This window comes from Enterobacter sp. DN, from assembly GCF_046054285.1.
In the GTDB taxonomy this organism is placed as follows: Bacteria; Pseudomonadota; Gammaproteobacteria; order Enterobacterales; family Enterobacteriaceae; genus Enterobacter; species Enterobacter hormaechei_C.
Window position 1 is genome coordinate 69,012 of sequence record NZ_JBJJTG010000003.1, and the last position, 22,742, is coordinate 91,753.

Below are 22,742 nucleotides of genomic sequence, written 5' to 3' on the forward strand. Positions count from 1 at the left end.
TAGCTCCTTATTTAATCGAAAGCAGCGAATCAAACATGGTGGTTGCGGTCTGTAGAATTTGCGCATTGGCCTGGTAATATTGAATAAACATCTGCATATTGACGGTTTCTTCGTTCATATCCACACCTGAAAGCGCCTGCTTCGCATCATATTTAGTTTGCAGGTCGATCTCAGCCGAGGAAATGCCCGATTTTACCGCCCGCGCGTTAGAACCAATGGTCCCCACCAGGCTTGAATAAGCCTCCGTCAGCGTGCTGCCGCCAATCAGTTTCTCATTCTGGATCTTAAGCATCTCTTCCAGATTAAGATTATTTCCCACCCCGCCCCCGGAGGCATCCGCTGCGGCAAAATCCTGTGCGCTGTTGATCGCGCGGCCAATACCCTCCGCAGCCCCAGTCATAGGATTAAAGGAAAAACTGTCGCCGGCGCTTGCGGTCACACCGGAGAGATCAATCTCAATGCCGTCAAACTCTAGCGTGGCGGAACCGGCCGGCACCTGCTTCACCAGGCGTCCGTCCTCCCCCATTACGTTCCAGTTTGTTCCATCAAAGTCGATGCTGTAATTTTCAGATTTTACGTTGGTGTAGTCCGTCACGCTGATAGCGTCGAGCGTTCCCCCACCGGCATTGCCTGCATTTGCCACCGCCTTCATAGGTGGCAGAGAGAAAAGATCGCCCCCCGGCACACCCGCTGGCGTCTCACCCAAACGGTGCTGCTCGTTCATGCGGCTCGCCATCATAAAGGCGATCTGGTTTAGCTCGTTTTTAGCGAGCTCAAGATCTTCGCTGCGGAACTTAAACAACCCGGCCAGGCGGCCTTTGGTAATGCTCGCTTCGTTAACTGGCGTGGTAGTACCGTTGCTATCAACGTAAGAGACAACGATTCTGTCAGGATCGCTTTCAGACGCTGTGGCCTGTAGCTTGCTGGCGTTTTCGCCAAAGACAAGGGGGCGACCATCCTGAAGCGTTACGTCGACGCGGCCAGATACGCTATTCTCGGTTACATCTATACCGATCTGCTCACTCAGTTTTTCCAGTAATGCATCACGTTGATCCAGCAGGTCCGCAGGCGGCGTACCGTTCTGCGCCTGTACGCGTTCCAGCTGTTTATTCACTTCTGCCAGCTGGTCGCTGATGCTATTAATTTCTTTAACGCTGGTTTCGATATTGGTGTTGGTGCTCTTTTCCAGCGCGGTGAGGCGCTTGCCGCTGTCATTGAAGCGCTGGGTCAATACGCCGAGTGAGCTGAATACTGCGGAACGGGCCGGGCCGTCATCTGGGGTTGCGCTCAGCGTCGCCATCGACTTGAACAGGTTATTGATAGAGACAGAGACGTTGTCGGATTCATCGCCCAACATATTATCAATGTCGCTCAATTGCTCCATGCGGCCGTTAAGCGAGGCCCAGTTTGAGACGGAGCCGCGTAGCTGCTTGTTGGCAAAAGCATCGTAAGCGCGATCGACGCCAGTTACCGTCGCACCGTAGCCATAAAATCCGTTTCCCGTGGTCATGCCACCGAGCTCACCAATCACAAGGCTGCGGCGGCTATAGGTATCGCTCATGCCATTGGTCAGGTTGCTGCCTACCACACTAAGAGCGGATTGCGCTACGCTAAGGCCACTTTTCGCGAGACTAAAGAGGTTGTTCATAAGGCACCTGGATATTCCGTTATTTCCAGCCCGATATTCGGGCAGGGTCAAATTTATTGCTCTGCTTTATTCATCGGTGATTGCGAATTTATCTAAAAACTTTTTTAAAATATTTTCGCGAGGTCGTTTTTATAGGCTTCTACACCCTGCTTAATATCACCTTTTACTTTCTGAATAATGGTGATCAGTTTTTTCGCATAGGCAGGATCGGTTGCGTATCCCCCCGCCTGAAGCGCTTTGGCCGCCTGCTCCGGCGAACGGGAATGCGCAACGCCCGCATAGCGCGGGTTCTTAGTGAGTAGCTTCGTATAATCGGCGAGCGCATGTTCATAGGAATCGTAAACGCGAAACGAGGCCTTTATCTTTTGCTTCACGCCGTTGATGTATTCGGTGGTCATCACCTCTGTGGTCTTGCCTTGCCAGTCACCTCCGGCCTTAATACCGAACAGGTTATGGCTGGGGCGGCCGTCAGCGGTGGGGATTTCACGCTGCCCCCATCCTGACTCCAGCGCCGCCTGCGCGAGGATCAGTTGCGGATGAACCCCGCTCTGCCTGGCGGCGATCTGTGCTGGACGCAGCAGACGAGAAATAAAGGATTGAGCCCCCTGCGCTACTTTGCTGAAGGAGACCGACGCAGACGGCGCCAGCGGACCGGTGGCGGATCTGACGGAGGAGGAAAGTCCCGGCAAATTAAGCGGACCGCTGCCGGGCGTCGACACCGATGGGCTATCGATCTCCCCGCCTGACTGGCGCACAATCATATCCGCAAACCCAAGCTGTCCGCTCCCGGCAATATTTTGCGCCACCTGCTGGTCGTGCATCGCGGTAAACATATCGGTGGACTGGCTGTGCATGAGGTCATCTTTGATGGTGGCATCGCGCATGCTCTTCATCATCATCTGCACGAAGATCCCCTCCATCTGCTGCGCCGCCGCCCTGAGCGCCCCGGGTTCAGCGCGGCGTGCATCGCGCTTTAGCGCGTCGAGAGAGCGAACGTCAAAGGCTGGCTTATCCAGACGATCGAAAGCATTCATCACTCCACCTCCAGCTTCGCACGCAGGCAGCCTGCATTTTTCATTGACTGCAAAATGGACATCAGCTCATTTGGCGTCGCGCCAAGCGTATTGAGTGCCCTGATCACCGCGTTCAGATCCGTGCTGCTGCGCACGCTTTGCAGCGAGCCGCCGCGGTCGCGTACTGAGATATCGGTTTGTGGCACCACGACGGTCTGCCCTCCCCCGAGGGGAGTATCCGGCTGGCTCACAACATTATTCTGTGTAACCTCTACCGTCAGCGATCCATAAGCTACGGCACAGGCATCGAGGGAAACATGGCGGTTCATCACCACGGCGCCGGTACGAGAGTTAACAATGACCTTCGCATCCTGTATCCCCACCCGCAGCGGAATATCCTGGATATTGGCGAGGAAACGCACCCGGGAAGGACCATCCGGCGGTGCAAACAAACGTACAGTACGGGCATCTTCAGGGATTGCCGCCCCACCGCTATAGCGACGATTAATCTCGTCGCTGATCTGCTGCGCCAGCGAGAAATCTGACTCGTTAAGCTGTAGGCGCAGCGTGTTTTGCGTGGCGAAGTCATTCGGGACTTCGCGTTCAACCGTCGCCCCACCGCTAATGCGACCGCCGTTAAGCTGGTTAACCTGCACGCGACTGCCGCCAGCCTGCGCGCCAGCCCCGGAGATCAGCACATTGCCCTGCGCCATCGCGTAGATCTGGTTGTCCGCCCCTTTAAGTGGCGTCATCAGCAGCGTACCGCCACGCAGGCTCTTCGCATTCCCCAGAGAAGAGACCACGATGTCGATCTTATCCCCTGAGCGGGCGAACGGCGGCAGTTCGGCCGTCACCATCACCGCGGCAATATTTTTCAGCTGCATGTTGGTGCCCGCCGGTACGGTGATCCCAAGCTGGGACAACATATTATTGAGGCTCTGGCCCGTAAACGGCGCCTGCATCGTCTGGTCGCCCGTGCCATCAAGCCCTACCACCAGCCCGTAGCCCATTAGCGAGTTGGAGCGCACCCCCTGCACCGTGGCCAGATCGCGAATTCGCTCGGCCTGCGCCGGCGTGTACAGCATCGGAATGCTGAGCAGCAGGCCGAGAAATAACAGAATGGATTTTGTATTCATCGTCGTATCAAAAAGGAGAAAGGTTCAGGAACAGGCGTTGCAGCCAGCCCATCGTCTGCGCTTCGTTGATGTAGCCGTTGCCGACATACTCAATGCGCGCATCCGCCACCTGAGTTGAGGGCACGGTGTTGGCCCCGCTGATGGTGCGAGGGTTCACCACACCCGAGAAGCGTATAAACTCGGTCCCCTGGTTTATGGCTATCTGCTTCTCACCAACCACCTGTAAATTGCCGTTCGGCAGGAGTTTATTTACCGTCACCGTGATGGTGCCGGTAAAGGTGTTGCGCGCTGCCGCCCCGCCCTTGCCGGAGAAGTCGCTTTTGCCCTCCGCGTTAAAGTCAGCTTTGCCGTTACCCAGCCAGCTGTTCGAGCTGCCCGGCATGGCCAGTAATCCCATTCCGGCCGATCCATTACGGTTGGCACTGGCGGAGGAGCTCTTGCTGGCGCTAACGTTTTCCTGAAGCAGGATCGTCAACGTGTCGCCCACGCTGCGCGGCCTGCGGTCTTCAAACATCGGCTGATAGCCATAGTTCATGGCCTGTCCTGCCTGGAACAGCGAGCCGCCGGTTGTGACCGGTGCCATCGGTAATGGTTCTGCCGACGTTGGTCCGTCCACGAGCGGTTTTTGCAAAATATGCGCGCAGCCGCTTAGCAGCAGCACGCCCGCCAGCAGTGCAGGACGCGATAGCCCTGTTGGACTGTATGTAAAAAGTGTTTTCATTTACGTGTCGATAAACCATCTATCCGCCCGAGCCTGCGCCCGGAGCGGTAAGAGAGAGGAAATTAAAGCTGGGTAAGCCTCTGCAACATCTGATCGGATGCAGAAACGGCCTTACTGTTGATCTCGTAGGCGCGCTGGACCTGGATCATATTGACCAGCTCCTCAGCCACGTTGACGTTAGACGTCTCAATGTACTTCTGCTTGAGCGTACCCGCATCTTCAAGGCCCGGATTCAGTTCATTCGGTGCGCCGGAGGATTGCGTTTCACGATAGAGGTTGCCGCCAATGCTTTCGAGACCGGCATCGTTGACAAAGGTCGCCAGGGTCAACTGCCCCACCTGCTGCGGCTGAGCCTGACCCGGGAGCGTCACGCTGACGATACCATCAGGGCTTATCTGCATCTCTTTGGAGTCCTGCGGTACTACGACGCCCGGCAGAATGGGATGGCCTTCTGCATTTACCAACTGACCGTTTTCATTTTTATCGAAATGTCCGTCACGGGTGTACGCGGTGCTGCCGTCGGGCAACTGCACCTGGAAGAAGCCTTTGCCTTCGATAGCGACATCGGTATCGTTGCCGGTCATGTTCAGGCCGCCCTGAGTATGCACGCGCTGGGTAGAGACCGGACGCACGCCGGTACCCAGCTGGAGGCCGCTTGGCAGCGTTGTCTGTTCGGAAGCCTGTGCACCGGGCTGGCGCATGGTTTGATAAAGCAAATCCTGGAACACCGCTCGCTGGCGCTTAAAGCCGTTGGTATTGACGTTCGCCAGGTTGTTTGAAATCACGTCCATATTGGTCTGCTGTGCTTCCAGACCGGTTTTTGCGATCCATAATGACCGAATCATCTGTACTCCTTGCGCGGGTTAGCCCACGCTTAATAGCTGGTTGGCCTTTTGCGCGTTTTCATCCGCGGTGCGGATCACCTTCATGTTCATCTCGAAGCTGCGTGCGGTGGCGATCATCTCCGTCATGGCCTTCACCGGGCTCACGTTACTTCCCTCAAGGGATTCAGGACTCAGACGCATGGCGTCATCCTGGGGCAACGCATTGCCCGCCGCCGGGCGAAACAGCCCATCGTCGCCGTGGAGCAGGGTGCTCATGGGAGCATTAACCATTTTCAGTCTTCCGACCGGCACGACGGCCGTTGGCTCATCACCCGCGCCAAGTGCAGAGACGGTACCGTCCTCCGCAATGGTGATCTGCGAATGGGGAGGAACCACCAGCGGTGCGCCATCGCCCATCAGCGGCTTCCCGCCAACCTGCAATGCGCCGTCCCGATCGATCTCAATGCCGCCGTTACGGGTGTACCCTTCACTACCGTCTGGCAAGGCTACCGCCAGCCAGCCGTTCTGCGGAAGTGCAACGTCGAGACTGCGTCCGGTGTGGGTAATCGGTCCCATGGTGTCGTCGTTATACGGCGTCGATTCCGCTACCAGCGCGCGAGTTTTCAGGGTCTGCCCCTCAACCGGCACAGCGCGAAACGCGGCCAGTTGAGCACGAAAGCCCGCCGTGGCGCTGTTAGCCATATTGTTCGACGTCACGGCCTGGCGGTTGAGCGCCGCGTTGGCAGCACTCAATGCGGTATATATTGCGCGATCCATCCGCCGCCCTTATCGCAGGTTAACCAGCGTCTGGAGTAGCTCAGACTGGGTTTTGATGGTTTGCGAATTCGACTGGTAGTTACGCTGGTAGACAATCATATTGACCATCTCCTGACCCAGATCGACGTTAGACTGCTCAAGCATATTCCCGTTAATCGTACCGAAGCTGCCGGAGCCGGAAGTACCAAGGAAAGGCTGGCCGGACTGCGGCGTTTCGCTCCAGACGTTATTACCTTCAGCCGCCAGCCCACCGCTGTTGGCGAAATCAGCCAGTACGATTTGTGCCACGGTCTGACGCTGACCGTTACTGTAGGTCGCGACCACTTCTCCGCTGTCGCCAATAACAAAGCTCTGATATTTACCCGGGGCCTGACCGTCGATGGTGTCAACTTTCACGAGGCTATCGGTGGCCCGGCGGGTCAAGCTGGAAAGATCCATGTCGATACTCAGCGGCGCGGAGCCATTAAACGCGGCCCCGTTAATGGTCATTTTGGTACTGGCCATCGCCGCCGTGTCCATATTGCCGTTGCTATCGAACTTTAAATCCAGGGAGGTCACATCAGGCGTGCCGGGCGCGGTTTCATCGCGCGCGTAAGCTTTCCACTCGCCTGCCGCGGTCTGCACGAAGTAGACCTTTACGGTGTGTTTATTGCCCAGCGTGTCGGTCGCCTCAATCTGGCTCTGGTAGTTGTAGGTTTTCGGATCGCTATAATCGAACGAGTCGGTGATGATGGTGGTGTCATCTGACTTCAGGTTACCCGTAAGGGATCCGGCGGTGGACGCCGCGGGGGGCATGTCTTCCGTCGGTATACGAATGGGTCCTACCGGTGCGCCAGGGGCGATTGTCGGCGGCGTACCGGTCGCCTGGTAGCCGGTCAGGTACAATCCATTGGTGCTGTTGATGATATTGCCGTTCTGATCCTGCTTAAACTGGCCGTTACGTCCGTAATAGACGGCGCCACCTTCGCTTACCATGCGGAAAAATCCTTTTCCCTGTAAGCCCATATCCAGCGAGCTATTGCCCGCCGTGAGGCCACCGTCGCCGAAGTTCTGGGTCACGCCCGCAACCTGAACCCCGAGACCCGTCGTTCCGGCGAAGATGTCGGCGAAGGCCACGGAGCCTGCTTTAAAACCTGCTGTCTGGGAGTTGGCGATATTGTTTCCAACCACGTCCAGCGCTTTGGCGGCTGCATTGAGGCCGCTAAGACCTTGTGAAAAGCTCATATTGAAGTTCCAGAGAGTAAATTATTCGCTATTTTTGGATAACAACCACGTCGCCCATGGTGATGGGGTCATGTTTGAGCAGGTGCAGTACCGCGCCGTTGGCCGTCATCGTGACGCCAGACACCTGCTCCTGAATCAGGCCGGATATTTCCGGGTTATCGCCTTCCGGATTTTTCGCCTCAAAGGAGAGCGTGTATTCCCTGTCCTGAGGCGGCCCCGGCTCCGGCTGGAAGTTTTCCAGATCGTCGAGGGTGTAAGTCTTCACACCGGATTTCACGTCCTTCAGCTGCGCCGTATAGGCATTGCCTTCATCATCCGTCAGCGTGACGGTGACCGTTTCTGCATCCCCCGATAACAGGAAACTAAAGCTGTCTGATGGCTTCTCCTCCCCGTCCAGTGGCTGCGTGGCGTCACCAAAGGCGACTTTCGGATCGCCCTCGATCAGTACCCCACGGCCAACCCAGGAGGCGGCGCTCATACTGCCCAACTGCGCCATAAGCGCCTGAACGTTGCCGACAGATGCGTTGAGTTTTTCCACTCCCGCGGCGGTATTGAACTGTGCCAGCTGGGAGGTCAGCTGGTTGTTATCCATCGGGTTAGTCGGGTCCTGGTTTTGCATCTGTGCAACCAGCAGCTTCATAAACTGCTCGGAGAGGTCGGCTGCACTGCTGCCCGTGCCGTAGGTGCTGGTATTGCCGCTGGTGTCGTTTACCGTTGAAACTGTCATATCCTGCCTTACTGACCGAGGGTTAAGGTTTTCTGCATCAGGGCCCTGGCGGAGTTCATCACCTCCACATTTGCCTGATAACTGCGTGAGGCGGAAATGGTATTGACCATCTCATTGACCACGTTGACGTTAGGCATACGTACATATCCCTGTTCGTCCGCCAGCGGATTACCGGGCTCATAGACCAGGCGATCGGGCGCTGTACTTTCCACTACGTCGCTGACTCTGACGCCGCCGATGCCCTGGCCGGCAGAGGTGTCCGCTTCAAACATGACCTGACGGGCGCGGTAAGGCTGTCCGTCCGGTCCGGCAACGCTGTCTGCGTTCGCCATATTGCTGGCACTCACGTTGAGACGTTTTGACTGCGCGGCCATCGCCGAGCCTGAAATATCAAATACGCTAAATAACGACATTTATTTACCCCTGACTGACTACCGTCATCATTTTCTTAATATCTGCACCGAGGAATGTCAGGCTCGATTGATATTTCATGGCGTTATCCGCGAAATTAACTCGCTCGCGGTCCATATCCACGGTGTTACCATCAGCACTTGGTTGATCCGGTACGCGATATAGCAACTGAGCATCATCAAAAGGCATTTTTTTACCCTGCATATGCTTGCTGGACGTTAAAGCCATTGTGACAGGCCCTGATGCAGGTTTATTCCCTAACGCATTTTTAAGTTGCTGAGAAAAATCAATATCTCGCGCCTGATAGCCTGGCGTATCGGCATTCGCAATATTCGATGCCAGGACTTCCTGCCGACGCGAGAGCAGACCTAACGCTTGCTGTTGGAAGCGAAACGCATCGTCAAGTTTATTCATCATGCACTCTGGCCTCTGCCTTGCTTTATATAAACCGCGATAGTGTAGACAGCGCTGATGAAATATCACACTGCAAAGACCTGACAGAAATAGGCGCTATTAGCGAAATTAAGATAGATATTTAAAACATGCGGAACTGATTCATGAAAACGGCAGCAGAAGTGTCGTTATTTAACGCAATAAAAGCGTTTCTATCACGTATATAATTTAGTCAGAATAAGCATACCCGTTTACTTTACTGGTTTTACAATAAGGCAACAAGATGAAGCTTCCATTATTACGCGTAACGCTGGTAACGCTCCTTTTCGCGAGCCCGCTGTATGCCAGCGTGCCATCCGCGACAACGGCGAAACTTCGATTAGTGCAGAAACTGGAGGCGCTGGTTAAGCTCACGGAAAATCCAGGCAATATCGTTCGTACCGTTACGCTGCTGGCCTCGCCCGGACAGCTATCAGCGGTGTGCGAAAATCCTGACCTGAGCCTGGCCGGGCATGATGACCGCCTCACCGGCAAACGCACCGCAGTGGCGCGCTGCGGCATGCGTAAGTTCTATCTGCCGTTTAGCATTAGCGCCCAGGGAACCTTCTGGGTCGCCAGTCATAGTCTGAAGGGCGGGGAAATTGTGCAGCAGGGCGATATTACTCCCATGACCGGCAGCATAGACGATTTGCCCGTTGGGCTAATGTTTGAGGCGAGGGACATTGTCGGCCAACGCCTTTTGCGCCCCCTTTCCGCGGGCAAACCGGTGCTGCAAAACCAGCTGCGCCAGCAGTGGCGTCTTCGCGCCGGGCAGACGGTAGAGCTGGTCATGTCGGGACCGGGTTTCTTTATCCGCAGCCAGGGCAAAGCGCTAAACAACGCTGCGGTTGACGATACGCTGCGCGTGAAAACTACGGGTGGACGTAACGTTACGGGAAAAGTGGGTCGTGACGGAGCCGTGACAATTTTTTTAGAACAATAATTTTAGTTTTTTCGTGTATTTCCGAAGACTAGTGTATAGGCAAGAGCAGTAACGATTACTGGCGAGGATAAACATGAGCATCGAAAGCACCCAACCCACCGCACCGATTGGCAATCTGGCTGGCGGACAGGAACTGCGTACACGCGGCACTACTCAGGAAAATAGTGTCGCGACGGGCGAAGCGCGCGGAAACAAAACCGAAGTGACCCTGAGCGCGCTGACAAAAAAAATTCAGACCGATGACAGCCGTGACGTGGATTATGCACGGGTGGATAAAATCCGTGCCGCAATGGCCTCCGGGGAACTCACTATCGAGCCAGAGAAAATTGCTCAGGCGCTGGTGCGACATATTTTTGAGTATTAATAACGGCAGGATTTTTTAACATTATGGATAAGCTGTACCCGATACTGACGCAAATGAAAACGTCCCTGGACGAGCTGGAAGCCATCATGATTGAAGAGGTCAATCAGCTCAGCCGCGTACAAATAAATCCCGTTTCGCTACAGGTATTATCGGATAATAAAAGCCAATTGCTTTCGTCGATTCAGTACTATGATGAAATGCGTCTCCAGCAGGAACAGCTTTCCGCCCTTCAGGCGCCCTATCACCATCACAGCAGGCTGTTCACCAGCTGGAAGCTGATCAGAGAACGGGTGCAAAGCACCAAAACGCTGAACGCGCAGGTCGAAACGCTTCTGCAAAACCATATGAAGAAGAATCAATATATGCAGAAGGTGGTAGACCGCGTGGGTCACGCCAACGCGCTCTACGGCCCCGCCGGGGAATCCAGCCAGGCTCCTGCGGGTCGTAAATACAATATCAGCATCTGATTCGCCTCTTGCTTACCCGTAACCGAGCTCGCCCATGGCGGGCTTTTTTTACGCGCTAACGTCATCTTGCAGAGGGATTGAGGCGGGACACGCTCCCGCCTTCAGGGGCGGGAGCGTCAGACAGTGTGGTATGCCTGGGCAGACGCGTTTGATTTAAGTAGAGCAGAAATGTTATTGCTGAGATGACCTAGCCGGACAGACATCCGCTGGCGCAGACGTTCGTCCTGGGCAAGAAGCTGCGCAAGCTGTGCGCGGGCGTCTTCAGCAAGCGGCGAGAGATTGAACTCACAGAGCGCCTGCATACCCCGGGCGTAGGCTGCAACCTCTACGTTAAAGTACTCCCACGCCTCCTCGTCTGCTAACTGCTGTAGACGTTCGTTACTCTGCAACATCAGGGCGATTTGCCGCGTGAGTTTATCAGCCATGCTTCACCTGACGCGCCTGTGGGTCGATGGCTTTCCACGTCTCGGCCATATCCACCATCAGTGAGATAAGATGTGGGAGCATTTCCCCGGACTTATTAAGGTTCGCTTCCAGCAGAGAGCGCGAAATATACTCGTACAGTCGCTCCAGATCGGCGGCAATCTGTCCCCCAACCTCATGGTTAAGCCCGGCGCGCAGGCCATTATCAATAATGTTGATTGCACGGGAGATCATCTCACCCCGGCGAGCGATGTTTCCGGACTGGAAGTAGATCTCGGCGCGACGCATGGCATTGATTGCTCCGTCGTAGAGCAAAACGATGAGCTGGTGCGGGGTGGCGCCAGCAATCTGGCTGTCCAGAGAGACGGAGGAATAGGCGCTGTTGCCCGTTTTGGTGTACATCTTCGGTTCCTGCCGGGCAGTTGGCCTGCCCGGATGCGTTAAGTTTAACCCATGATCCCAAGCAGCGCGGACTGAAGCTGCTGGCTCGTACTGTTCATTTGCGTCAGGGCCTGGTCGAGACGCTGGAATTCCTTACGGCTGCGGTCAAGGCTGTCCTGAATGCGTTCCTGCATGCGGGCTATCTGTTTTTCAACGCGGGTATTTTGTTCCTTTACCCCCTTGAGAGCGGTGGAGATCGCCCCTTCAACCTTCGGGATCGAATCGTTATCGCCCAGATAGGTGGTGAACACCTCCTCCATGCGATCCTTGATCCCGCCCGTTGAGCCGGTGCCTAAAAATAGAGCTTCCACTTCCTTTGGATTTTTCTTCAGCGCTTCGTCGAGCTTTTTATTGTCGATGGTGAGTATGCCCAGGGTCCCGGTACGCTCCTCGCCGGGTTTGGTTTCGTTGAACTTCACCTCAATACCGAGCGCACCCAGAGATTTGTACAGATCGTCGGCATCGCCATAGCTCCCGGCGACAGCGGACTTCATCTGGCTGGTCAAACGGCGCAGGGTACCGTCACCGAAAAGCGCGCCGTTTGACGCATTGGCCTGCGGCAGTTCATCGCCGGTCGTCTTTTCCGGTTCGTTGTATGCACTGGCGCTGGATGCTGCGCTAAGATAGGCGTTATAGACATTCACAAACTCTTCAATCAGGCTTTTAACCTTAGAGGTATCGGCGGTGATCGACAGTGTTTCTGATTTCAGTTTTGATGCGTCGTCAGGATCTTTTTCTGAGACCTCGCGCAGATCGAGGGTGATCCCGTCAATGGCGTCAGAAATGGTATTGGAGCTGCGTTCAATCTTCGTACCATCAACGTAGACAATGGCATTCTGCGCCGGCGTAATCTCCCGGGCATTATCTGCCCCCGGCGTGACTGCCGGGTCGTAATCCAGCACTTTTGCCAGCTTACTGTCGCCGCTTACGCTGATGCTAATTTCGCCATCTTCGCCGGTCTTTTTCGACGTCACGACCAGCTGATATTTGCCATCTTCGGCAGGCATTACCGTCGCGGTAACATCGCCATTTTTAGCATTAATTTTTTTAGCAATCTGTACCAGAGAGGTTTCATCATCTTTCAGCTCCACCTCCATCGGCTTGCCTTTGCCTGCGGTGATGGTCACCGTACGCGGACCGGCGCCGTCACCCAGCTGGGTGTCGTTCGCATTTTGCGGTGCCGTCCCCACTTTATTGGCTTTTGCTAACTGCTCAACCTGGACCGAGTAACTATTCGGGATCGCTCCCTTACCTGCCGTTGCGTTAAATGCCTTGTTGGTGCCAATGCTGACCCCGTTGAACCCTTCATCCTCCAGTTTTTTCAGCGCCGTTTTCACCGCATCCAGACTGCTGGAGATTTTACCCCAGGAGGAAGTTTGTCCTTCATAATTGCTCTGCTTCTGCAAATAGGGGTTTAATTTTTTATTCTCAGCTACCTGGAGCTGCGAAATCATACTTTCAATATCTAACCCGGAGCCGCCGAGGCCTGACATAGAGAACGAAGCCATGATTTGTATTCCTGTTACAGTGAAGATAGATATAGCGATATCATCGGGGTTTCGGCCATAAAGTTTAATTTTTTACAGTTCAGGCGACAACGAAACCACCACATTAATACACTCTTACACGCTTATCAGGCTATTGACTGAGGTAATCGGGAGAATTGCCGTCACTTGTGAATGCTTTTTCTGGAATATAAAAAATTATGAAAAAATAATTTAGTCATTTCCTTTTCATCCGATTAATTCAGTATGCGCAACAGACATCGCATATTTAACTGGCGAATGCCGTCGTTACTTTATTTAAAAGGATATTGATATGGCCCAGGTCATTAATACTAACGCATTGAGCTTGATGGCTCAGAACAACCTGAACAAATCTCAGACTTCTCTGGGTACTGCAATTCAGCGTCTCTCTTCCGGTCTGCGTATCAACAGTGCGAAAGACGATGCAGCAGGTATGGCGATCTCTAACCGCTTCACCTCTTCTATCCGCGGCCTGACCCAGGCAGCACGTAACGCCAACGATGGTATCTCCCTGGCGCAGACCACCGAGGGCGCGCTGGAAGAAGTAACCGAGAACTTACAGCGTATCCGTGAACTGACCGTTCAGGCAAAAAACGGTACTAACTCCTCTGACGACCGTGACTCCATTAAAAAAGAGATCTCTGCACGTCTGGACGAAATCAAACGTATTTCTGAAACCACCAACTTCAACGGCGTTAACGTTCTCGATGGCTCCAAAGATAAACTGACCATCCAGATTGGCGACAAAGATGGCCAGACCATCGACATCGATCTGAAGAAACTGGACATCGACTCTCTGGGTCTGGACGGCTTCACTGCTGCATTCGATAAAATTGCCGGCTCTGCGGGCGCCACCAGTCAGTACACCAAGAAAGCTGACCTTAAGGCTGATGGTGATGACATGGGTATCGATACCGGTGCTACCGGTATGTGGAAATACAACGAAGCTGATGATGGCGCTGCGCTGGCAACCGCAATTGGCGCAGGTGCTGCTGCGGATGTTGAAGTTTACAGCACTGGCGGTGAAGTGTTCGCCTACGACACCGTGAACGAAAAGATGTTTAAACTTGATACAGCCGCAATGACCTTCAAGGATGATGGTTCCGGTACTACTGCTCAAATCGACGCCGTCACTGCCGCTAACGTAACGGAAGTCAGCGCGCTGGATGCCGATATCCTGGTAAACGGTCCATCAACACTGAGCGATGCCACCAAGCTGAAAGAAGGCGCGACCTTCAAAGCTCAGGATGGTTCTGAAGTGACGCTGGATCAGGCTAAACTGGACGAGATCTCCAACGCGGCCTTTGGCGCTGACGCTGCTGACAGCAACATGCAGCTGTTCTCCGTGAAAGACGGTGCAAACACCAAATACTTCGCGCAGAGCACCGACGCAAGCGGTAACACTGTGGTGAAAGAGCTGACCTTCGCAGATAACGCAACTGCCCCTACCGTTGCGGATGCAGGCGCAGCGAACTCCGCGTTCATCAACACCGCCGCTAACGCTGCCGCAGCCGACGACCTGCTGGGTAACCTGGATGCAGCCCTGACTGAAGTGACTAACTTCCAGGCTGACCTGGGTGCGATTCAGAACCGTTTCAGCTCTATCATCGCGAACCTGAACACCACTGTTATCAACACCACCGAAGCCCGCTCCCGTATCCAGGATGCTGACTTCTCCGTGGAAGTGTCCGCAATGAGCCGTTCTAACATCCTGCAACAGGCCGGTGTATCCGTTCTGAGCCAGGCTAACCAGGTACCTCAGAACGTTCTGAGCCTGCTGCGCTAATCCCGAAAAGCCTCAACATTTTACGCGTATTTATTGCGCGTTAGCCCTCCCTGTCGGAGGGCTTTTTTCGTTTTGAACCTCGCTAATCGTCCTCAATCCTTCTCCGCTGCCCTGACCGTCTGTCAGGCAAGTTACAACCAACCAAAAACATTACAAACAATATGGTTAAAAAGGTCTCGCAAAACAATATAAAAACGCGTTTACCCTATTTGGAGACAAACGGTAATCGACCATAAATAGCATGCGTAAAGGGCCATTGAATACGAAATGAAAGAACGAACGCATCTCGTTTATTTATTATGAACGCAACCTTCCGCTAAACAACTCATCTCAAAATTGTTTAAATGATATGACCAGTGAGATAAAATTAACCAACTCATTTATAGCGACAGCCGATATTTAATGTTAAAATCGTTTTCGCTGCACAGCGTGCAAAAGGAGAAATTCCCTCCTGTTACTTATACATTTTTAAGCGTTTAGCTTATCTAACTTGAGCAGTCAGCAAATGCCCGTCAGTCATTGCCCTTCACGTACTAAGCCTCAGAAAAATAGGAATATAAGCGTCACCCCACTGCTATCGTGCCGCCAGGTTCAGCGAGAGGAATCACCGCATGCGCATCAAAATGGGAGGGCATTTACTTTATTTATCACACAAATACGCCAACCGAGGCCTGGCCATTTTTAACATCGGCATTAATAACATTAATATCGTTGAAATTTACCTTTAGCGATCCGCGAATAGTTGCGATATAAGCCTTAGGTAGCCCGAAATTGTTGCGCATTGTTAACGAAAAGACTTTACCCAATTAACATAAATACCCATTCAATTCACCTTATCTTTCATTACGAAGTATCAAGATATTATGGTCAATTACATTGCGATTGGATCGTTAGTGACGCTGGATTTACACACGAGGTTACTAACACGAACGCGCGACGGCGAGTGCGTGACGCTGCCTGCCAGCGCCTGCCTCTGCCTTGCCGCCCTGGTGGAAGCGCAGGGACAAATTTTGTCTCAGGAACAGTTAATGGATATCGGCTGGCGTAGCGCTGGCGTTGAGGTCACGGATAATAGCGTGCGCGTTATGGTGAACAAGCTTCGACGAGCGCTGGCCTCGCTAGAGATGCAGGATGCTATTGCGCTGGTTGCCGTAACGCGAAGCGGCTATCGCCTGATTATTCGTGAAGAGAGCCCGCCGGAACCCTCGGCTGAAAGCGTTGAGATCCTCCCCCCACCACAGCCGCCTGAAATGCCGGTGGAGGCTACGCCTTCTCCCCCCTCCGCTACGCCAGCACCGCGTCGAAAAAGGCTTTTGCGAAGCGCTGCGTTCGCGGTCTGCGGCATGCTGATCGGTATTCTTATTGCCTTGTCCGTCAAAAATGCGTTTGTCCCCAGCCCGCAGAGTATCGAGTTTATCCTCTGGCAGGGAGAAGGGATTCCCCCCGGCCATATCGTGATGGTGCAAAAAAACCGAATAAGCCAAACAGAACTTATCCAGGCAACGCTGCACACCTATAGCGAATATGTGCTGGAAAGACGCGTCCATTACAGACCGGGTAAAATTTTATACATCACTACCGGCACGGGAAAGATAGATAAATATCAGGCAGTTATTGCCTGCCAAAAACCCATTCAGGAGCAAAAGAATGACTGTGAATCGTTCTATTTTCATCTTTATTAAACGCCCGCAGATCCTCTTTGCTGGCGGTCTGATGACAGGTTTAGCGTTAACAATCGGGTACACGATCGCCACGTCGCCACTGAGACAGACGTGCTTTGCCCCAGCCTCGTTTTACACTATCAAGGACGAAAACAACGTGACGCTGGCGCGAGGAATTTATCGCTCATACCGCGATGGACTTCATGAGGGACACACGACCTATATCGGTAATATCCGCCATTTTCAGGACGGAAAACGCGTAGGGCAAGCTTCACCCGTGCAGCGCAGCGTGAATTATACCATGTCCTTCTCCGGCAACCTGCTGCATCTGACGATGCTTAGCCACGCCCGTCGACTGGGCGATCAAAGCAACGAAAAAGAGGTGACGGATTATATTTTTCCGCAGCTTAAGAGCGGCGATACCTCCACCAGTTCCCTCTATTTGCTGGAAAACAGCATCCTGGCATCGGGAACGGAGACGGTAGTACGGATAGCCTGCACGAATTAAGCCCTCAAACCAGCGCCTGTAGTAACCCGCTCAGGATCTCGAAGCCGTGGCTCATAAGACGTTCAAAAAATGGAGCCAGCGTTTCGTCGATGAGCAACAGTGCCAGCATGCCAAAGGTCAGCGTGAGCGGGAACCCTACTACAAAGATCGAGAGCTGCGGGGTAAGTCGGTTTAGCAGCGCAAGCACCATGTTTATGCTCAGCAGCAGGGCTATCACCGGGAGGCCCAGGATCAGTCCCTGACTGAAGATGAGTCCGGCATGATTAACGAGGTAAAACATCCCCCCAGCATGCAGCGGTTCTGAGTTAATGGGGAGAGCCTCGAATGTCTCTGCAAGCAGCGAAAGCAACCACAGATGGCCGTTAAACACCAGAAAGAGCAGCATCGCCAGCATGTTTAGCAGGCGAGCGATCACCGGGCTGTTACCGCTGCCCGGGTCGAAGAAGGTGGCAAACGAGAGTCCCATCTGCATCCCAATGATCTCGCCCGCCAGGCGAACGGCGGCAAACAGCAGTTGCATCGTCAGCCCCATCGCGGCGCCGATGAGCACCTGCTTAGCCATCGTCCAGACGCCCGCCCAGGAGTAAAGTCCTATATCCGCGTCAGAAACCAGCCCGCCCAGCAGCAGCGCGAGGGTTAAGGCCAATGCCGCACGCAGGCGGGCGCTTATCGCTTTTTCGCTAAATACTGGCGCAACATGCAGAAGCGCCGAGATACGCACCATGACCAAAAAGTAATGGCTTATCAGGGCGTAAAGCTGCTCAAGGGGAAGATTAAAAATCATTAGCCGATGGCGTAAGGAATGCTGGCGAACAACATGCGCGTGTATTCAATAAAGATTTTCATCATCCACGGACCGAGCAGTACGCCGACACCCACGATCATCAGGATTTTAGGGATAAAGGTCATGGTCATTTCGTTCACCTGCGTCGCGGCCTGAAGAATACTGATAATCAGACCGGTTGCCAGCGCGACCAGCAACAGCGGCCCCGCAATCATTAGCCCAACCTTGATAGCTTCCATGCCCAATACCATGACGCTTTCGGGGGTCATATCAGGCTCCTATGAGTAAAAGCTTTGTGCAAGCGAACCGACCAGCAGCTGCCAGCCATCCACGAGTACGAACAGCATCAGCTTAAAAGGCAGCGCTATTGTCGCTGGCGGAACCATCATCATCCCCAGCGCCATCAGAATGCTGGCCACCACCAAATCAATAATCAAAAACGGAATAAAGATGGTAAAACCAATCTGGAAGGCGGTTTTCAGCTCGCTGGTGACGAAGGAAGGCACCAGAATACTCAACGGCACGTCCTCCGGGCCGGTAAGGGTCGGCGTTTTAGCAATGCGGGCAAACATCGCCAGATCGGCTTCACGCGTCTGCTCAAGCATAAAGGCCCGCAGCGGTTTTACGCCTTCCTTCAGGGCCGTTTCCATGGTGATTTTATTGGCCTGCAACGGCTGCCATGCCTGTTCATAGATCTGGTTGAGCACTGGCGACATCACAAAAAAGGTCAAAAACAGGGCCAGTCCCACTAATACCTGATTTGGCGGTGCGGTCGGCGTACCAAGCGCGTTGCGCATCAATCCCAGCACGATAACGATACGCGTAAAGCCAGTCATCATCAGCAGTACCGCAGGGATGAACGTGAATCCACTGAGCAACAATAGCGTCTGGATGGGTAGCGTCCAGCCAGCGCTCCCCGGCGAACTGGCCAGCATAATGTCGCCGTTAGCGGCGAGCGCAGAGGCGACGGGCAGCAGCAGACCAACCCCCGTCGCAGCACGGGCAATCAACAGACGGTTCATTTTTGCTCACCACCCGAACGGTATTTATGAAGAAAGTTATCCAGCATGGCGGGGAAAGCCGCTGAAGGAGTCGCCTGCTCAGGCACCTCTGGCCTAACCTGTACGGTAAGACAGCTAATGTGGGTTGGGGTAACACCCAGCACCAGACGCTGTTCGCCCACGTCAACCACCACCAGCCGTTCGCGCGAGCCGAGAGGTTTACTTGCCACCAGCGATACCGCAGCCTGGCTTTCGCGGGTGCAACGCGCCAACCCGCTGCGGCGAGCGATCCACGCCAGCAGTACCATCAGCATAATAATGAGCATGAGCGTACCGATAACCGATAGCGCGATTGCCCCGCCAGAGAGCACGTTCGTGCTCCCTGCGGCAAAAGGAGGTTGTACTGCGTTCATTAGCGGCTCAGGCGATGCATTCGCTCGGATGGGGTAATGATATCGGTAATACGAATCCCGAATTTATCGGACACGACCACCACTTCGCCCTGGGCAATAAGGTAACCATTGATCAGAATATCAAGCGGCTCACCCGCCAGACCGTCAAGCGAAACCACCGAGCCCTGGCTTAAGCGCAGCAGCTCCTTGATAGTCATTTTTGTGCGGCCCAGCTCAACGGTCATTTTGACAGGGATATCCAGAATCAGGTTCATCTCTTCAGAAAACTGAGGAACCGCCGTTTGCTCTGTACTTCCCGCAGCGTTCTGCTCGTTCAGCGCCTCACCCCAAAGATTGTCCATAGACTTATCTTCAGATCCCGACGAGTTATTCATGTCGCTCATGGGGAAATCACTCCTTATTGAAAGATTTTAATGCTGGCTGATTCATCCGATCGACCTTCAGAGCATATTGATTATTTACAGAGCCATATTTCGCGGTAAATACCGGCACGCTGCCGACGTTCGCTTCTATAAACTCCTGCTTATCCAGTGGGATAATGTCGCCTTTTTTCATCTTCATGACGTTTGACAACCGCGTGTTGATGTCGGCAAATTGCGCCACCAGCTCCAGCTCGGTTTCACGCATCTGGCTTGCCAGCATGCTGCGCCACTCAGAATCCTCATGGCGCGAATTATCCATTGGCGGATTGCTTAACAGTTCACGCAGAGGCTCTATCGTGCTGAAGGGAATACAAATATTGAACTCCCCGCGATGCGAGCCGATTTCCACGGAGAAAGGCGTGGTGACAACAACATCGTTTGGTGAAGAGGTAATATTGGTAAATTTCACCTGTATCTCTGAACGGATGTATTCCGTCTTAATTTTATAAATAGAGCCCCAGGCAAACTCATACGCCTCGCGTGCCATTGTCAGCATACGGTGGATCACCCGCTGCTCGGTCGGGGTAAATTCCCGCCCGTCTGCCTTCGTCGGGAAACGCCCGTCTCCGCCGAACAGGTTATCCACGGCCATAAATACCAGACCGGAGGAGAATGCCATCAGCGCGGTCCCACGCAGGGGATTAAGGTGCAGCAGGTTCAGGTTAGTTGGCACCGGTAAATTGCGGGCAAACTCATGATACGGCTGGATCTTGATATTTCCCGCCGTAATATCTGAACTGCGGCGCAGCAGGTTAAATAGCCCCATCCTGAACTGACGGGCAAAGCGTTCGTTAATAATTTCCAGAGAATGAAGCCGCTCGCGAATCACGCGTCGCTGAGTATTTGGATCGTAAGGTTTTATCCCCGCATCTCCCATGCTTCCATGGAGGTCATCGGGACTCTCCGTATCAGCATTGAGCAGGCGATCGATCTCATCCTGTGATAAAAAACTATCAGCCATTGTGTTTACCGCAGAATAAATTCATTAATCAAAACGTCAGTGACGTTAATCTTTTTGTTGAACGCCAGCGGTTTTTTAAGCTCATTATTGATGTTGCTAATCAGCTGGCGTTTACCTTCATCCGTTGAGAGCGTTTCATACGTTTGCTGAGAAAGCAGCATAAACAATCGGCTGCGATATTCCGGCAGGAATTTCTCAAGCACCTGTACGGACGACGTATCGCCAAGTCGTACGGACAGACCAATGTAGAGCACGCGATCCGACTCGTGCTGTGTCGGGGTCAGGCTAACGGTAAAGGTATTCATCGACACGTATAACGGTTCAACTTGCTGTACCGCCGGGGCTTCGTGCTCACTTCTCGAATTGTTGTCCGTCTGCACGTGTGCATATTTCATCGACCAGAACAGATAGCCTGAAAAACCGCAGGCTGCGAGGGCAATCAGAAACATTAGTATTAACAGAAGCGAGCGCGACCCTCCGCGAGCCGCAGCATTTTTATTTTTGTTACCCATTACGTAAACCCAATAAAATAAGAGAGGCAGCAACCTGCCCCTCGATAAATACGGCGGACATTGTAGTCCATTTAATCAGCAGAATAATCAGGAGATAAAATTTCATTCCTGTCGGCAATTCAGCAATTCAGGCAAAAGTGTTAATGCCGTATATATTTCCTTGCGTCGATGTTAATAATTCCGCCACAGCGTCTTCGTCCACGAACACGTTATCTGCACCTTGAGCGGTATGCTGCTCTCCGGAAGGATGACGTCCCTGCTCGCCACCGCCAGTATGTGGTCGATCGGGGCTCACGCTCGCTTGGCCCAACTGAAGCCCGGTTTCCGCTAAAGCCGCCCGCAGGTGCGGTAGAGCAGTCTCCATCATCTGCCGCACCTGGGCATGTTCGCTGACGATATGGATCTGCGCCTGGTCCTGCTGCACGCGCAAAGAGATATGCAATGAGCCCAGCTCCTGAGGATGCAGGCGGATCTCCGCATTGTGCAAATTGTCGCGGCTGAACAGGGCAATATGTTGGCTCACCGACTGTTTCCATTCGGGCGACTCCAGCGGATAACGGACGTTGACCACCTGCTGTGAGACAGGCTGACTGACCAGTCGCGCCGTTGATGGCTCCATCACGACGCTCTGAACCGTGGGATCGCACGTAGCGTGCTGCGATGCGTCTCCCTGATGAGCCGTTAAGCCTGGCATCACGGCGCTGGCGTCCGGGGCTTTCCCCCCTAACGCCTGTGCCTGCATCTGGAGAGGGGTATCTTCGCGTCGGGCGGGCTTCAGCTTAATATCGTCAACAGGGATCGTTAAAGGCGCCTTTTCGCCAGCTACCTCTTCACGTGGCAGAGTCGCATCAGCAAGGGTCGAAGCCTCTGTAGCGCCCCTCGCCTGGCGGGTGACTATCTGCTGAAGCTGCCATTGCGGGCTTTCATCACCGGGAGAGGCGCTGATTCTGACCTCCGCCAGCGTGTCGTCACTCTCCCCCGGCTCAGCTACCGGCGGCAAAACCGGCTGCGGAAGAGGGTATCCTTCATGACTCAACAGCTGCGCCGGAACGTCCAGCCCAGGTAACAACAGTCCCATCTGCGCCAACCTGTCGTCGAGCGTGAGAGCAAAATCCTCGCCGATGAGTTTTCCTTTGCCTGCTCTCGTCGGCGCTCCGCCGGACAGCAGAGCCGTAATATCAATATTCATAGCCTTTCTCTTTTCTGTCCGGCACGCTGGGCGAATTCGTCCATCATTTTTTGCTCCTGGCGGCTCTGTGCCATAGCCAGTGCCGCTTCGCGGCGATCGATGAGCGTCTCAAACGCATTAAGGCGCTGCTTTTTCTGTAGCCACTTCTCTTTGACCCGATCCACGGCTTGTTCGCAGGTGGAAACATGTGATTCGTGCTGCTTCACCACCTGGTTAAGTGACAAAATGAAAGACTGTTGATTAACCAGATCCGCCATCGACATACCGCTGCCCAGCAGGCCCTGACGCAAAGATTGCTGATACTCGCGCTCATAGTGCTGAAGCTGTTCATGCTGGGCCACGGCTGCCATAAGCGTCTGCTGGACGCTGCCGAGGGCGCGAGTGGTCTCCGTAAGCTTTTCCTGAGCCATATCACGCAGCATGACCAT

At 53.8% G+C, this 22,742-nt stretch carries 28 protein-coding genes; 6 read left to right on the forward strand and 22 right to left on the reverse strand.

The window, feature by feature from the left end; all coding sequences use genetic code 11:
* Positions 1-7: 7 nt before the first annotated feature.
* The 10 genes from flgK to flgB form a co-directional block, all read right to left on the reverse strand.
* Positions 8-1,648, reverse strand: coding sequence for a flagellar hook-associated protein FlgK (flgK, locus tag ACJTMZ_RS08775; protein ID WP_252010950.1), 1,641 nt, complete (start codon positions 1,646-1,648; stop codon positions 8-10).
* A gap of 104 nt (positions 1,649-1,752) precedes the next feature.
* Entirely contained in the window at positions 1,753-2,682 is a 930-nt protein-coding gene (gene flgJ, locus ACJTMZ_RS08780) for a flagellar assembly peptidoglycan hydrolase FlgJ (RefSeq protein WP_045349520.1), read from the reverse strand.
* Positions 2,682-3,746 carry a flagellar basal body P-ring protein FlgI gene (locus ACJTMZ_RS08785; RefSeq protein ID WP_045324746.1) on the reverse strand — a complete coding sequence of 355 codons (1,065 nt, stop codon included), beginning with the start codon at positions 3,744-3,746 and terminating at the stop codon, positions 2,682-2,684. The genes flgJ and ACJTMZ_RS08785 overlap by 1 nt, the downstream gene beginning before the upstream one ends.
* A 58-nt stretch (positions 3,747-3,804) precedes the next feature.
* The gene (locus tag ACJTMZ_RS08790; RefSeq protein ID WP_015571594.1) at positions 3,805-4,518 is read right to left on the reverse strand and encodes a flagellar basal body L-ring protein FlgH; all 714 of its coding nucleotides are present in this window, start codon (positions 4,516-4,518) and stop codon (positions 3,805-3,807) included.
* A gap of 62 nt (positions 4,519-4,580) precedes the next feature.
* Positions 4,581-5,363, reverse strand: a complete 783-nt coding sequence (flgG, locus tag ACJTMZ_RS08795) for a flagellar basal-body rod protein FlgG (protein ID WP_408626911.1) — start codon at positions 5,361-5,363, stop codon at positions 4,581-4,583.
* Between the two features lie 18 nt (positions 5,364-5,381).
* Entirely contained in the window at positions 5,382-6,119 is a 738-nt protein-coding gene (locus tag ACJTMZ_RS08800; protein ID WP_017692829.1) for a flagellar basal body rod protein FlgF, read from the reverse strand.
* Positions 6,120-6,128: 9 nt separating this feature from the next.
* A complete protein-coding gene (gene flgE / locus ACJTMZ_RS08805; protein WP_015571597.1) occupies positions 6,129-7,343 on the reverse strand; it encodes a flagellar hook protein FlgE in 1,215 nt (404 codons plus the stop codon).
* A 28-nt stretch (positions 7,344-7,371) separates the two neighbouring features.
* Positions 7,372-8,070: a flagellar hook capping FlgD N-terminal domain-containing protein gene (locus ACJTMZ_RS08810; RefSeq protein WP_252010951.1), complete on the reverse strand. Its 699-nt coding sequence runs from the start codon at positions 8,068-8,070 to the stop codon at positions 7,372-7,374.
* Between the two features lie 8 nt (positions 8,071-8,078).
* Complete coding sequence (gene flgC / locus ACJTMZ_RS08815; protein WP_015571599.1) at positions 8,079-8,483, reverse strand: flagellar basal body rod protein FlgC; 405 nt, start codon at positions 8,481-8,483, stop codon at positions 8,079-8,081.
* Between the two features lie 4 nt (positions 8,484-8,487).
* A complete protein-coding gene (gene flgB / locus ACJTMZ_RS08820) occupies positions 8,488-8,898 on the reverse strand; it encodes a flagellar basal body rod protein FlgB (RefSeq protein ID WP_015571600.1) in 411 nt (136 codons plus the stop codon).
* A 259-nt stretch (positions 8,899-9,157) separates the two neighbouring features.
* Between flgB and flgA the strand changes: the two genes are divergently transcribed.
* The 3 genes from flgA (at position 9,158) to ACJTMZ_RS08835 (ending at position 10,687) form a co-directional block, all read left to right on the forward strand.
* Entirely contained in the window at positions 9,158-9,856 is a 699-nt protein-coding gene (gene flgA / locus ACJTMZ_RS08825) for a flagellar basal body P-ring formation chaperone FlgA (protein WP_015571601.1), read from the forward strand.
* A 73-nt stretch (positions 9,857-9,929) separates the two neighbouring features.
* Entirely contained in the window at positions 9,930-10,220 is a 291-nt protein-coding gene (gene flgM, locus ACJTMZ_RS08830; protein ID WP_017692828.1) for a flagellar biosynthesis anti-sigma factor FlgM, read from the forward strand.
* A gap of 23 nt (positions 10,221-10,243) precedes the next feature.
* Positions 10,244-10,687, forward strand: a complete 444-nt coding sequence (locus ACJTMZ_RS08835; RefSeq protein ID WP_032654668.1) for a flagella synthesis protein FlgN — start codon at positions 10,244-10,246, stop codon at positions 10,685-10,687.
* Positions 10,688-10,803: 116 nt separating this feature from the next.
* Here the strand turns inward: ACJTMZ_RS08835 and ACJTMZ_RS08840 are convergent, their stop codons facing one another.
* Genes ACJTMZ_RS08840 through fliD form a run of 3 tightly spaced genes read right to left on the reverse strand, consistent with a single transcriptional unit; the run spans position 10,804 to position 13,059 of the window.
* Positions 10,804-11,112 (reverse strand): flagellar protein FliT, encoded by a 309-nt coding sequence (locus tag ACJTMZ_RS08840; RefSeq protein ID WP_252010952.1) that lies wholly within the window; start codon positions 11,110-11,112, stop codon positions 10,804-10,806.
* Positions 11,105-11,512: a flagellar export chaperone FliS gene (gene fliS, locus ACJTMZ_RS08845; protein WP_017692827.1), complete on the reverse strand. Its 408-nt coding sequence runs from the start codon at positions 11,510-11,512 to the stop codon at positions 11,105-11,107. Before fliS ends, ACJTMZ_RS08840 begins: the two co-directional genes overlap by 8 nt.
* A gap of 44 nt (positions 11,513-11,556) precedes the next feature.
* Entirely contained in the window at positions 11,557-13,059 is a 1,503-nt protein-coding gene (fliD, locus tag ACJTMZ_RS08850; RefSeq protein WP_017692826.1) for a flagellar filament capping protein FliD, read from the reverse strand.
* A gap of 310 nt (positions 13,060-13,369) precedes the next feature.
* Here fliD and ACJTMZ_RS08855 point away from each other — a divergent pair, with 310 nt between their 5' ends.
* The 3 genes from ACJTMZ_RS08855 (at position 13,370) to ACJTMZ_RS08865 (ending at position 17,032) form a co-directional block, all read left to right on the forward strand.
* Complete coding sequence (locus tag ACJTMZ_RS08855; protein WP_047365816.1) at positions 13,370-14,863, forward strand: flagellin; 1,494 nt, start codon at positions 13,370-13,372, stop codon at positions 14,861-14,863.
* Positions 14,864-15,726: 863 nt separating this feature from the next.
* Positions 15,727-16,545, forward strand: coding sequence for a winged helix-turn-helix domain-containing protein (locus ACJTMZ_RS08860; RefSeq protein WP_026094272.1), 819 nt, complete (start codon positions 15,727-15,729; stop codon positions 16,543-16,545).
* Positions 16,511-17,032, forward strand: coding sequence for a hypothetical protein (locus ACJTMZ_RS08865; RefSeq protein ID WP_023295288.1), 522 nt, complete (start codon positions 16,511-16,513; stop codon positions 17,030-17,032). The genes ACJTMZ_RS08860 and ACJTMZ_RS08865 overlap by 35 nt, the downstream gene beginning before the upstream one ends.
* Before the next feature lie 4 nt (positions 17,033-17,036).
* Here ACJTMZ_RS08865 and fliR read toward each other — a convergent pair whose 3' ends face one another.
* The 9 genes from fliR to fliJ all read right to left on the reverse strand — a co-directional run bounded on the left by fliR (position 17,037) and on the right by fliJ (position 22,742).
* The gene (gene fliR, locus ACJTMZ_RS08870; protein WP_017692823.1) at positions 17,037-17,816 is read right to left on the reverse strand and encodes a flagellar biosynthetic protein FliR; all 780 of its coding nucleotides are present in this window, start codon (positions 17,814-17,816) and stop codon (positions 17,037-17,039) included.
* Positions 17,816-18,085, reverse strand: a complete 270-nt coding sequence (fliQ, locus tag ACJTMZ_RS08875) for a flagellar biosynthesis protein FliQ (RefSeq protein WP_017692822.1) — start codon at positions 18,083-18,085, stop codon at positions 17,816-17,818. Before fliQ ends, fliR begins: the two co-directional genes overlap by 1 nt.
* Before the next feature lie 9 nt (positions 18,086-18,094).
* Entirely contained in the window at positions 18,095-18,838 is a 744-nt protein-coding gene (fliP, locus tag ACJTMZ_RS08880) for a flagellar type III secretion system pore protein FliP (protein WP_045340156.1), read from the reverse strand.
* Entirely contained in the window at positions 18,835-19,230 is a 396-nt protein-coding gene (gene fliO / locus ACJTMZ_RS08885) for a flagellar biosynthetic protein FliO (protein WP_015571611.1), read from the reverse strand. Before fliO ends, fliP begins: the two co-directional genes overlap by 4 nt.
* On the reverse strand, positions 19,230-19,613 hold the full coding sequence (fliN, locus tag ACJTMZ_RS08890; RefSeq protein WP_015571612.1) for a flagellar motor switch protein FliN: 384 nt from the start codon (positions 19,611-19,613) through the stop codon (positions 19,230-19,232). Before fliN ends, fliO begins: the two co-directional genes overlap by 1 nt.
* A gap of 7 nt (positions 19,614-19,620) precedes the next feature.
* Positions 19,621-20,613, reverse strand: a complete 993-nt coding sequence (gene fliM, locus ACJTMZ_RS08895; protein WP_015571613.1) for a flagellar motor switch protein FliM — start codon at positions 20,611-20,613, stop codon at positions 19,621-19,623.
* A 5-nt stretch (positions 20,614-20,618) separates the two neighbouring features.
* Positions 20,619-21,125, reverse strand: coding sequence for a flagellar basal body-associated protein FliL (gene fliL / locus ACJTMZ_RS08900; protein ID WP_032669358.1), 507 nt, complete (start codon positions 21,123-21,125; stop codon positions 20,619-20,621).
* Between the two features lie 127 nt (positions 21,126-21,252).
* Positions 21,253-22,314 carry a flagellar hook-length control protein FliK gene (locus ACJTMZ_RS08905; protein WP_015571616.1) on the reverse strand — a complete coding sequence of 354 codons (1,062 nt, stop codon included), beginning with the start codon at positions 22,312-22,314 and terminating at the stop codon, positions 21,253-21,255.
* Positions 22,311-22,742, reverse strand: a complete 432-nt coding sequence (fliJ, locus tag ACJTMZ_RS08910; protein ID WP_015571617.1) for a flagellar export protein FliJ — start codon at positions 22,740-22,742, stop codon at positions 22,311-22,313. Before fliJ ends, ACJTMZ_RS08905 begins: the two co-directional genes overlap by 4 nt.